Source organism: Streptomyces sp. NPDC006923 (genome assembly GCF_040635655.1).
Classification (GTDB): Bacteria; Actinomycetota; Actinomycetes; order Streptomycetales; family Streptomycetaceae; genus Streptomyces.
In genome coordinates, this window is the sequence record NZ_JBEYIF010000006.1 from 376,827 (window position 1) to 388,313 (window position 11,487).

The 11,487-nt window shown below is 72.8% G+C and carries 9 protein-coding genes; 4 read left to right on the top strand and 5 right to left on the bottom strand.

Annotation, left to right across the window (positions count from 1 at the left end; translation table 11 throughout):
- Positions 1 to 131: 131 nt before the first annotated feature.
- The 3 genes from ABZ707_RS15080 to mce all read right to left on the bottom strand — a co-directional run bounded on the left by ABZ707_RS15080 (position 132) and on the right by mce (position 5,489).
- The gene (locus ABZ707_RS15080) at positions 132 to 1,070 is read right to left on the bottom strand and encodes a cellulose-binding protein (RefSeq protein WP_360173493.1); all 939 of its coding nucleotides are present in this window, start codon (positions 1,068 to 1,070) and stop codon (positions 132 to 134) included.
- A gap of 114 nt (positions 1,071 to 1,184) precedes the next feature.
- Positions 1,185 to 4,901, bottom strand: a complete 3,717-nt coding sequence (gene scy / locus ABZ707_RS15085; RefSeq protein ID WP_360173496.1) for a polarized growth protein Scy — start codon at positions 4,899 to 4,901, stop codon at positions 1,185 to 1,187.
- A 159-nt stretch (positions 4,902 to 5,060) separates the two neighbouring features.
- Positions 5,061 to 5,489: a methylmalonyl-CoA epimerase gene (gene mce, locus ABZ707_RS15090; protein WP_360173499.1), complete on the bottom strand. Its 429-nt coding sequence runs from the start codon at positions 5,487 to 5,489 to the stop codon at positions 5,061 to 5,063.
- Between the two features lie 157 nt (positions 5,490 to 5,646).
- On the opposite strand from mce, the gene ABZ707_RS15095 reads away from it, so the two are divergent.
- Together ABZ707_RS15095 and meaB are read left to right on the top strand one after the other, a co-directional pair.
- The gene (locus tag ABZ707_RS15095; RefSeq protein ID WP_360173502.1) at positions 5,647 to 6,846 is read left to right on the top strand and encodes an acetyl-CoA C-acetyltransferase; all 1,200 of its coding nucleotides are present in this window, start codon (positions 5,647 to 5,649) and stop codon (positions 6,844 to 6,846) included.
- 32 nt (positions 6,847 to 6,878) lie between these two features.
- Positions 6,879 to 7,838 carry a methylmalonyl Co-A mutase-associated GTPase MeaB gene (gene meaB / locus ABZ707_RS15100; protein ID WP_360173505.1) on the top strand — a complete coding sequence of 320 codons (960 nt, stop codon included), beginning with the start codon at positions 6,879 to 6,881 and terminating at the stop codon, positions 7,836 to 7,838.
- 91 nt (positions 7,839 to 7,929) lie between these two features.
- Here the strand turns inward: meaB and ABZ707_RS15105 are convergent, their stop codons facing one another.
- A complete protein-coding gene (locus ABZ707_RS15105; protein WP_360173508.1) occupies positions 7,930 to 8,421 on the bottom strand; it encodes a PepSY domain-containing protein in 492 nt (163 codons plus the stop codon).
- A gap of 115 nt (positions 8,422 to 8,536) precedes the next feature.
- Between ABZ707_RS15105 and ABZ707_RS15110 the strand changes: the two genes are divergently transcribed.
- Together ABZ707_RS15110 and ABZ707_RS15115 are read left to right on the top strand one after the other, a co-directional pair.
- Positions 8,537 to 9,199, top strand: coding sequence for a response regulator transcription factor (locus ABZ707_RS15110; protein ID WP_360173511.1), 663 nt, complete (start codon positions 8,537 to 8,539; stop codon positions 9,197 to 9,199).
- The gene (locus ABZ707_RS15115) at positions 9,196 to 10,764 is read left to right on the top strand and encodes a HAMP domain-containing sensor histidine kinase (RefSeq protein WP_360173514.1); all 1,569 of its coding nucleotides are present in this window, start codon (positions 9,196 to 9,198) and stop codon (positions 10,762 to 10,764) included. Before ABZ707_RS15110 ends, ABZ707_RS15115 begins: the two co-directional genes overlap by 4 nt.
- Positions 10,765 to 10,886: 122 nt before the next feature.
- Here ABZ707_RS15115 and ABZ707_RS15120 read toward each other — a convergent pair whose 3' ends face one another.
- A complete protein-coding gene (locus tag ABZ707_RS15120; protein WP_360173517.1) occupies positions 10,887 to 11,363 on the bottom strand; it encodes a MarR family transcriptional regulator in 477 nt (158 codons plus the stop codon).
- Positions 11,364 to 11,487 lie beyond the last annotated feature (124 nt).

Consider the following 11,487-nt stretch of genomic DNA (forward strand, 5'->3'; position numbering starts at 1 on the left):
CGACAACCTAGGGGCGCGCGAAGCCCCCCGCCACCGAAGTGGCGAGGGGCTTGCCCGATCGTTATATACGGGGCCGGTCCCGTCGTATCACCTGCCCTGCGGCGGGCCGGATCCGGCGGGACCGGACCGGCTCAGCGGGACTGCTGGGCCGGCACACCGCGGGAGATCGGCTCGTCGTCGGACGGGCTGGTGGCGGCGGCCACCGCGGCACCGGTCAGCGTCGCCAGCATCTCGCGGACGTTGGTGAGCTGAGCGTTGATCGAGTCGCGGCGGTTGGTGAGCGCCGCCAGCTCGCGCTCCGACTCGCTGCGGATCCGGTCGGCCTTGGCGTTCGCGTCGGCCACGATGTCCTCGGACTGGCGCTGGGCCGTCTCGACCGTCTGACGGGCACGGCGCTCCGCGTCCGTACGCAGCTTCTCGGCCTCGAGACGGAGCTGCTCGGCGCGGTGCTCGATCTCCGCCAGGCGCTTCTCGGCCTTCGCCTGACGCGACGCCAGGTCGCGCTCGGACTGCTCACGCCGCTTGGCGAGGTTCGTCTCGAAGTCCGCGGCGGCCTGGGCGGCCTTGGCGCGGGTCTCCTCGAAGAGCGCGTCGGCCTCCTCGCGCTTGGACTGCGCGTCCTTCTGCGCCTCCGAGCGCAGCGTAGCCGCGTCCCCCTTCGCCTTCTCGACGATGCGGACGCCCTCGTCCTCGGCCTTGGACTTGCGCTCCGAGGCGAACGACTCGGCGTCGTTGCGCACCTGCTGGGCGGCGGACTCGGCGAGCTCGCGGTGCTGCTCGGCCGCGCGACGCGCCTCCTCGCGCAGGTCCTTCGCCTCCTCCTCGGCGAGGCGGAGGATCTTCTCGACGCGGGCGCCGAGCCCGGCGTACGACGGCTCCGCGTCGCTGACCTGGGCCTGGGCGTTCTGCGTCTCGAGGTGGAGTTCCTCGATGCGCTTTTCCAGAGAGGTGATGCGGGCCAGAGCACTGTCACGGTCGGCGACGAGTTTGGTAATGCGGTCGTCCACCTGACCGCGGTCGTAACCACGCCGCACGAGCTCGAAGCCGAATGGGGAGGAAGTGTCGCTCATGGGGTTCCTGTCGAATGAGACCGGTGAGGTGATAGGGGGAATCCTAGGGGCCTAAGCGGCGTGTCATCGAGCGGATGCCGGTTTGGTCTGAAGAATGTCCAGCCTTTTGAGTGGCTAGCTCTCCGAGGACTTGCCACTCGAACGGGTGGTCCCCGCCGCGGCGCCGGCTTTGACGGGGCTGTCCTTCGCGGGTGCGGAGGGTGCCTCAAATGACTCCAATGCTTCGAGTACGTCCTGCACACGGGAGATCTCGGCCTGGATGTCCTCACGTCTGCGGACCAGGACATCCAGCTCGCGTTTGCCCTCCTCGACCGTCCGCTTCGCCTCCTGGACGGCCTCGGCACGCAGGTTCTCGGCCTCCTTGATCAATTCGGCCTTCTTCTGCGCGGCTTCCTTGAGGAGTGTCTCGGCCTTCCGCACCGCGGCGATCCGGACCTTGCTCGCCTCCGAGCCGGCGTCGGCGACCAGTTCCTTGGCCTTCGCCTCGGCCTCGGCCCGCTGCTCGTCGGCGGCCTTCATCAGCTTGTCGACCCGCTCGCCGGCGGTCTTCATCTGCTCGGAGGTCTCCCGGCGGGCCCGCTCATGGAGCTGCTCGACCTCGCTCTCGGCGCGCTCGCGCAGCTCCTCGGCCCGGTCGCGGATGGCCGCCGCGTCACGGCGTGCGCCGACGAGCAGCTCGTCCGCGTCCGTACGGGCCTTCTCCACCAGGGAGTTGCCCTCGATGGTGGCGTCCGAGGTGATGCGCTCGGCCGCCGAGCGGGCCGCGCCCACCATCGTGTCGGCCTGCTTCTCGGCCTCGGTGGCGGCGCGCAGCGCCTCCTCCCTGGCCTTGTTGATGAGCTGGTCCGCCTGGCCCGCGGCGTCGGCGCGGCGCTTCGCCGCGTCCTTGCGCGCCTCGTCCAGGAGCCAGTCCGTCTCCTCCTGGGCCTCGGTGCGCAGCCGCTCCGCGGCGGCCTCGGTGTCGGCCTTGAGCTGTGCGGCCTCGGCACGCAGCCGCTCGGCGGCCTGCTGCGCGGCGCCCACCGTCTCGGCGGCCTCCGCGCGCATCCGCTCGGACTCGCTCGTGGCCTCCCCGATGAGCCGGTCGGCCTGCGCGGCGGCGTCACCGCGGATCCGGTTGGCGTCCTCGCGGGCCTCCGCGCGGGCGCGGGCCGCGTCGTGCTCGGCGGCGGCGAGGGAGTCCGACGCCTCGGTGCGGAGCCGCTGCGCGTACTCCGCGCTGTCGGCGCGCATCCGCTCCGCCTCGGCGACGGCCTCGCCGACCGTGCGCTCGGCGAGCGCCTGGGCCGCCTCGGACTCCTCCTGGGCCCTGGCACGGGTCCGGTTGGAGTCCTCGGTGGCACGCTCCCGCTCGGCGTACGCGTCGGCGCGGACCCGGTCCGCCTCCTCCTGCGCCTCGGTCCTGGTCCGGCCCGCGGCGTGCTCGGCGGCCGACCGCAGCCCGGCGATCTCCTGCTCGGCCTGGTCCTGGAGACCGGCGACGGAATCCCGTACCTGCTGGGCGGTCTGCTCGGCGGCGGCCACCATCTCCGTGGCACGGCGGTCGGCCTCCTCGACCAGCCGCTGTGCCTCGGCCCCGGCCTCCTCGACCCGCTTGCGGGCCGAGGCGAGCAGCTCCTCGCTCTGCTCGCGGGCCCGCTCGCGCTCCTGGTCCGCCTCCGTACGGGCGCTCGCGAGGGTCTCCTCGGCCTCCCGGCGGCGGCGGCTCGCCTCCTCCTGCGCGGCGTCCAGCGCCTCCGCGGCCTCCGCGCCGACCCGCTCGGCGGCGGCGGCCGCCTCCGACCTGATCCGGTCGGCGCTCTCCTGCGCCTCGGTCTTGAGCCGCTCCGCCTCGGTGGCCGCCTCCGTGCGCAGCCGCACCGCCGCGTTCTCCGCCTCGGCGCGGGACTCCGACGCGTCGGCCGCGGCCTCGGTGCGCAGCCGCTCGGCCTCCCGCTCGGCCTGCGCCTGGAGCGTACGAACGCGCTCGGCGGCCTCGGCGCGCAGCCGCTCGGTCTCCTCGGCGGCCTCGCGCCGGATCCGCTCGCTCTCGGAGCGCGCGTCGGTGAGCGCCTCCTCGGCGGAGGCGAGACGCTGCTCGGCCTCCGTGTGCAGCCGGGTCAGCTCACCGGCGGCCTCGGACTTGCGGGCCTCGACACCGCGCTCGGTCTCCTCGCGCAGCTCGCCCGCCGCCTGCTCGGCGGCCGTCCTGGTCGCCTCGGCCTGCTCCTCGCCCTCGGCCCGGAGCCGCTCGGCCTCGGCGCGGGCGCGCTCCAGCGTCTCCTCGGCCTGCCGGCGCAGGGTCGTGGCGCGCTCTATGGCCTCGGTGCGGACCCGCTCGCTCTCGGCGGTCGCGCCGGAGCGCAGCTCGTCCGCGTCGGCCTTGGCCTTGGTCAGCAGTTCCTCGGCGGTCCTGGCCGCCTCCTCGATCTGCTGGACGGCCTCGCGCCTGGCCTCACCACGGATCCGCTCGCCCTCGGCGACCGCGTCGGCCCTGAGCTGCTCGGCCTCGCCGCGCAGCCTGCGCGCCTCCTCCTGGAGCTCGACCGTCTTGGCGCGGTACTCCTTGGTGTCGTCCTTGGCCGCGCCCTTGAGCTGGTCGGCCTGCTCGGCCGCCTCGCCGCGCAGCCGGTCCGCCTCGGCCTCCGCCTCCCGGCGGATCCGTTCGGCCTCCTCGCCGGCGGCCCTGGTGGTGGCCCGGGCGTCGTCGGACGCCTTGGTCAGCACCTCCTCGGCCGTCCTGGCCGCCTTGGCGAGCTGGGCGGCGGCATCCTCGGCGGCGGCGGCGCGGGCCTTCTCGGCGGCCTCCGCGACCAGCTTCTCGGCCTCGCCGCGGGCGTCGATGAGCGCCTGCTCGGCCTCGGCCTTGGTGGCCTCGGCCTCCTTCGTCGCCTCGCCCACCAGCCGGGCGATCTCCGACTTGGCCGTACGGGTGCGCTGCTCGTTCTGCGACTCGGCACCGGCCAGCCGCTTGACCGCGGCCTCCTTGGCCTCCGTGACGACCTTCTCGGCCTCGGCGCGGGCCGCGCGCAGCCGCTCCTCCGCCTCCTGCATCCGCTGCTCGGCGGCCCGGCTCAGCTCGGCGGCCTGCTGGCGCGCCTGGTCGGCCTCGGCGGTCGTGGACGCCCGGAGCTGCTCGGCGTGGCCGGCGGCCTCCCGCGCCTGCGCGGACGCGGCGTTGAGCATCCGCTCGGCGTCCCTGCGGGCTCGCAGCAGAAGCGCTTCCGCCTCCGCGCGGGCCGCCTCGGCCTCGGAGCCCAGCCGGCGGCGGGCCTCCTCGGTGACCCGGGCCGCCTCCGCGCGGGCGGCGGCGAGCGACTGCTCGGCCTCGGCACGGGACTCGTCGAGCAGCCTGCGGGCCTGGGACTCGGTACGGGCGCGGAGCTGCTCCGCCCAGGCGACGTTCTCGTTGACATGCGATTCGACGGTCTGGCGGCGCTCCGCCAGCTCCTGGTCGAGCCGCTGCCGGCGCTGGACGGCCTCGGTGTGCAGCTCGGCCTGGAGCCTCGCCTGGTGCTCGGCGTGCTCCTGGAGGATGCGCTGGGTCTGGGCGCGTGCCTCGCGCAGCTCGCGTTCGGCGTCCGAGCGCATCTGCTCGGCCTGCATCTGGGCGTTACGGAGGTGCTGTTCGGCCTGGTAGCCGAGATCGGCGCTGTCATACGAGGGACGGGTGGCCAGGCTGCGGCGTGCCTCGTGGAGCTTGGCGCGCAATACCTCGACCTGGTAACCGAGGTCCTCGGCGTGCTGGACGGCCTTCTCTCGCGCGGTCTTCAGCCGGTCCATCTCGGCTTCGAACCGCGAGAGGTGGTCGTCGTCAGCTCGGTGGCTCTCCTGGCGTTCGTAGCCCCGCACTGCGCGGTCCCATCCGTCCCCTGGTCGCAACTGCCCGATCGAGCACCGTTCGCGGCGAACGGCCCCCCGGGGAATGGTGTCAGATCAACTGCGGGCACACGGCCCCGACCCGGCCCCGGCCCGGAGCGGTCCACTGTACCGGGCCGGGAATCCTTAAGGTCAGTGCTCCCGGGCGGAGGTGACCAGTTCTGTGAGGACTCCGTGACAGTCCTTGGGATGCAGGAAGGTGATGCGGGAGCCCATGGAACCGGTGCGCGGCTCGTCGTACAGCACCCGTACGCCCTTGTCACGGACCGACTGGGCGTCCCCGTCCACGTCCGCCGTACCGAACGCGATGTGATGCACCCCCTCGCCGTTCTTGGCGAGCCATTTCCCAACGGCGGAATCCTCCCTGACCGGTTCCAGGAGCTGAAGATACGAAGCTCCGCCGTCGGACGTCTCGTTGATCTTGAGCATGGCCTCACGCACGCCCTGCTCCTCGTTGACCTCGGTGTGGAACACCTCGAAGCCGTAGGTGGCCCGGTAGAACTCGACAGTCGCGTCGAGGTCGAAGCAGGCGATCCCGATGTGATCGATTCGCGTCAGCATGGATCCAGTGCAGCGGTACGGCGGTGATTACGCAACGTGCGCGCGATCACACGCGCCGCCCGGTGACCGGGAGGCGTACCGCTCAGTACATTTGAAGTGAACCCTCGTTCACTCCTCAAGCCGCACGTCAAGCCGCACGTAAAGGGGATCGCGTCTCATGTCGGATACGAACACCACCACTTCCGTGATCGTCGCGGGCGCCCGTACCCCGATGGGGCGGCTCCTCGGCTCGCTGAAGTCCTTCTCCGGCGCCGAGCTGGGCGGCTTCGCCATCAAGGCGGCGCTGGACCGGGCCGGCGTCCGCGGTGACCAGGTGCAGTACGTGATCATGGGCCAGGTGCTCCAGGCCGGGACGGGGCAGATTCCGGCGCGCCAGGCCGCGGTCAGGGCCGGCATTCCGATGAATGTCCCGGCGCTGACCGTCAACAAGGTCTGTCTCTCCGGGCTCGACGCCATCGCGCTGGCCGACCAGCTCATCCGGGCCGGCGAGTTCGACGTGGTGGTCGCGGGCGGCCAGGAGTCCATGACCAACGCTCCGCACCTGCTCCCCAAGTCCCGTGAGGGCTACAAGTACGGCGCGGTCGAGATGCTCGACGCGATGGCGTACGACGGCCTCACCGACTCCTTCGAGAACATCGCCATGGGCGCCTCGACGGAGAAGCACAACACCCGGCTGAACATCGCCAGGCCCGAGCAGGACGAGTTCGGCGCCCTCTCCCACCAGCGGGCCGCCGCCGCCCAGAAGAACGGCGTCTTCGAGGCCGAGATCGTCCCGGTGGAGATCCCGCAGCGCAAGGGCGACCCGCTGCTCTTCTCGCAGGACGAGGGCATCCGCGCCGAGACCACGGTGGAGTCCCTGGGCCGGCTGCGGCCCGCGTTCGCGAAGGACGGCACCATCACGGCCGGCACCTCCTCCCAGATCTCCGACGGCGCGGCGGCGGTCGTGGTGATGAGCAAGGCCAAGGCGCTGGAGCTGGGCCTCGACTGGATCGCGGAGATCGGCGCGCACGGCAATGTGGCGGGCCCGGACAACTCCCTCCAGTCCCAGCCGTCCAACGCGATCCAGCACGCCCTGAAGAAGGAGGGCCTCGGGGTGGACGATCTCGATCTCATCGAGATCAATGAGGCGTTCGCCGCCGTCGCGGTGCAGTCGATGAAGGATCTCGGCGTCTCGCCGGACAAGGTCAATGTGAACGGCGGCGCCATCGCGCTCGGCCATCCGATCGGGATGTCCGGCGCGCGGCTGGTGCTCCATCTGGCGCTGGAGCTGAAGCGGCGCGGTGGCGGGGTCGGCGCGGCGGCGCTGTGCGGTGGCGGTGGCCAGGGCGACGCGCTGATCGTGCGCGTGGCCGGCTGACCGTCGTACGTTTCCGAGGAACGGAGCCGCAGATGCAGGACGTCCCCGAGCTGGTGGCTCAGGCACGGGAGGGCAGGCCGCGGGCCGTGGCCCGGCTGATCTCGCTGGTCGAGGGGGCGTCGCCGCAGCTCCGGGAGGTGATGGCGGCGCTGGCGCCGCTCGCGGGCAACGCATATGTCGTCGGTCTCACCGGCCCGCCCGGTGTCGGCAAGTCGACCTCGACGTCCGCGCTGGTCTCCGCCTACCGGCGGGCGGGCAGGCGGGTCGCGGTGCTGGCCGTGGACCCCTCGTCCCCTTTCTCCGGAGGAGCGCTGCTCGGCGACCGCGTCCGGATGTCCGAGCACGCCTCCGACCCCGGTGTCTATATCCGCTCGATGGCGACCCGCGGCCATCTCGGCGGGCTGGCCTGGGCGGCGCCGCAGGCGATCCGGGTCCTGGACGCGGCGGGCTGCGACGTGATCGTGGTGGAGACCGTCGGGGTCGGCCAGTCGGAGGTCGAGATCGCCTCCCAGGCCGACACCTCGGTGGTGCTGCTGGCGCCGGGCATGGGCGACGGGATCCAGGCGGCCAAGGCCGGGATCCTGGAGATCGGTGACATCTATGTGGTCAACAAGGCGGACCGGGACGGCGCCGACGCGACGGTCCGCGAGCTGAACCACATGCTCGGCCTCGGCGAGAGCCGGGGCCCCGGCGACTGGCGGCCGCCGATCGTCAAGACGATCGCGGCGCGCGGCGAGGGGATCGACGAGGTGGTGGAGGCCCTGGAGAAGCACCGGGCCTGGATGGAGGAGCACGACGTGCTGGCGCGGCGCCGGGCCGGGCGCGCGGCCCGCGAGGTGGAGACCATCGCGGTCACCGCGCTCCGCGAGCGCATCGGCGATCTGCACGGCGACCGCAGGCTGGACGCGCTGGCCGAGCGGATCGTCGCGGGCGAACTCGACCCGTACTCGGCGGCGGACGAACTGGTCGCGGGGATCACGGGCCGGGGCTGAGGCCGTACGGCGGAGGCGCGGGGCGGAGCGCCGGCCGCCCGGCCGGGTGCGGCCGGGCGGGGCAGGGGCGGGGTACGGGCGCGCTCGCCGGTCAGTCGTCCCGGCCGTCGTCGCCGCGGCGGTCGTCCCGGTCGTCGCGGTCGTCGGCGTGGTCGTCCCGGTCGTCGGCGCGCACGGCTCCCGTGACGGCGTCGACCTTCAGCTCGTGCCGGCGGTTGTCCTTGCCGAGGACCTCGACCTCCCAGTGGGTGCTCCGGCCCGCCGCGTCGTCGTCGAGTTCGGCGGAGACCACGGAGCCGGGATGCTTCTTGAGGGCCGCCGCGGCGGCCTCGCCCACGGTGAGGTCCGTACCGCGCGGGACCGCCCGTTCCCGGGAGTCGTCCGTCCCGTCGCGGGAGCCGTCCGTCCGGGGCCCGGAGTCCTCCGGCCCGTCCCCCGAGGCCGTCGGCCCCGGTACGGGCGCGGAGGCCGTCGCGGTCGCCGTACCGCTCCGGTCGTCGTCGCCGATGGCGACCGCCGTGACGGTGCCGCCGCCGATCAGTGCCGCCGCCGTGATGGCCGCGATGACGAGATTGCGCTTCATGAGAGGTCCTCCCCAGTCGGTCGTCTGCGAACAAATTCAATGTCGCCCAGGGAAGCTGAAGGCAGCCTGAAGCCACCTGAAGGGATCTTCAGGTTCCCTCTGGGAGGGTGGGGCCATGCGCTTGTTGATCGTGGAGGACGAGAAACGGCTCGCGGTCTCCCTGGCGAAGGGGCTGACGGCCGAGGGCTTCGCCGTGGATGTCGTCCACGACGGCCGCGAGGGGCTCCACCGGGCCGGCGAGGGCGTCTACGACCTGGTCGTGCTCGACATCATGCTGCCCGGTCTGAACGGCTACCGGGTCTGTGCCGCGCTGCGTGCCGCCGGCAACGACGTGCCGATCCTGATGCTCACCGCCAAGGACGGCGAGTACGACGAGGCCGAGGGGCTGGACACCGGCGCCGACGACTATCTGACCAAGCCGTTCTCGTACGTCGTGCTGGTCGCGCGGGTCAAGGCGCTGCTGCGCCGCCGGGGCTCGGCGGGTGCCTCGCCAATCCTGCGCGTCGGCGGTCTCACCGTCGACACCGCGGCCCGCCGTGTCTTCCGGGACGGGACCGAAGTGGCGCTCACCGCCAAGGAGTTCGCCGTGCTGGAGCAACTGGCGACCCGCGCGGGCGAGGTGGTCGGGAAGCCCGAGATCCTGGAGCACGTCTGGGACTTCGCCTATGACGGCGACCCGAACATCATCGAGGTCTACATCAGCGCTCTGCGGCGCAAGATGGGCGCTGCCCGCATCCAGACGGTGCGCGGTGCCGGTTACCGGCTGGTCGCCGTATGAGGCGCCGTTTCGCGTCCGTACGGGCCAAGGCGTCGCTCGGCGCGACGGCCGTGGTGGCGGTGGCGCTGCTCGCCGCCGGGATCGCGGTCCTCCTGTCGCTGCGTTCGAACCTCACCGACCGGGCCGGGCGGGAGGCGGACGCCGCGGCGCGCGAGGTCGCCCTGGCCATCGCCTCCCGGGTGCCGGGCAGGACCGGCTATGCCGGTCTGGCACTGCCGGACGAGGAGGACCATCCGGTGCAGGTGGTCGACGAGAGCGGCCGGGTGCTGGCGGCCGGCAAGGACCTGGAGCGGATCAGCGGCACCGGACAGGCCGCCGTCACCCCCGTGCGGAGCCCCGCCGCCCGTGGGAGCGCGGAGCCCGGCGCGAGCGGTGACGGCGTCGACGGCGTCGACGACAGTAACGCCAGCGATTCTGACGACGACAGCAACGACAGCAACGACAGCAACGACAGCGACCACACCGGCGACACCGGCGGCCGGGGCCGGGGCGGTGATGACGACGCCCCCGCCGTCGGTGAGATCGGCCGCACCTCGTACGCGACGGGAAGCGCGACGGTGGACGGTACGACGGAGGACTACCGGTTCGCCACGGTCGAGGTGACCGACGGCACGGGCGCGAGGGTCCTCGTCCACGCGGGCGCGTCCCTGGCCGCCCGGCAGAGCGCGGTCGGCACGGCCGCCGTGGCGATGCTGGTGGGTCTGCCGGTGCTGCTGCTGGTCGTCGGGGGAGTCACCTGGCTGGTGACCCGGCGGGCGCTCAGGCCCGTGGAGGGCATCCGGCGCGAGATGGCGGCCATCACCCGCTCCGAGGATCTCTCCCGCCGGGTGCCCGAGCCCGGCACGCACGACGAGGTCGCCCGGCTGGCCCGTACGACCAACGAGACGCTCACCGCGCTGGAGGCCGCCGTCGAACGGCAGCGCCGCTTTGTCGCGGACGCCTCGCACGAACTGCGCAGCCCGATCGCCTCACTGCGTACGCAGCTCGAAGTGGGCGAGGCGCACCCGGAGCTGCTGGATGTGCCGGGCGCGGTCGCGGACACCGTACGGCTTCAGCGGCTCGCCGCCGATCTGCTGCTGCTGGCCCGGCTGGACGCGGGAGAGACACCGGGACGGGCCCGGTTCGATCTGGGCGCGCTGGTCCGCGAGGAGGTCTCGCAGCGGACCACGGACCGGATCCCGGTTTCGCTCGATCTGTCGGCCGGGCTCGAAGTGACGGGTTCACGCGGCCAGGTGGCCCGGGTGCTGGGCAATCTGCTGGACAACGCGCAGCGCCACGCGGCGGCGTCGGTCACCGTGTCCGTGCGCCGGGAGGACGGCTGGACGGTGCTCGCGGTCGGCGACGACGGGGCGGGGGTGCCGGAGGCGGAGCGTGAGCGGGTCTTCGAGCGGTTCGTACGGCTCGACGACGCCCGCAGCCGGGACGACGGCGGCGCGGGACTGGGGCTGGCCATCGCCCGAGATGTGGCCCGGCGCCACGGCGGGGCGCTCACCGCCGGCCGGTCGCCGGCCGGTGGCGCGCTCTTCGTACTGCGGCTGCCACCGGCGGACGGCGGCGCCTGCTGACCACGGCGCGACCCGGCCGGGACCCGGCGCGGCCCCGGTCGGCCGCGCCCGTCCCGTCCTCGCCCGGCGAAGAGCCGCTCACCGGAGGGCGCCGGGCGCCATGGCGCCCGGTCGAGCAGCGCTCAGATCTTGCCGCGCTGCCCGCGCAGGTGCTCCGCCACCGGCGTCAGCGACTGACGCAGATCGGCGAGCGCCTCCGGCGAGAGCAGATCGATGAAGTGCTTCCGCACGGATGCGACATGCAGCGGCGCGGCCTTCTGCATCGTCTCCATGCCCTGGTCGGTGAGGACCGCGAAGAGTCCGCGCCGGTCCGACTCGCAGTGCTCCCTGCGGACCAGGCCCGCGGCTTCCATCCGGGTGATCTGGTGGGAGAGCCGGCTCTTCGACTGGAGCGTCGCGCCCGCGAGGTCACTCATCCGCATGCGCCGCTCCGCCGACTCCGAGAGATTCACCAGGATCTCGTAGTCGTTTATCGTCAGGCCGAACGGCTGCAGGTCTTTTTCCAGCTGGTATGTCAACAGGCTCTTGACATCCACATAGGTGCGCCACGCGCACTGCTCTGCATCGCTCAGCCAGCGGGTGGCTGTCTCGGTCTCCATAGAGGGATTCTACCTAAGAAGTTGAATTTTGGACGAAGTCTCTGGCTGTGACGGCGGGCACCCGGCGCCGGGCACCCGTTCGGCGGAAGTGCGCAGGCGTTCGACGTCACCCTCCGCAGAGTAC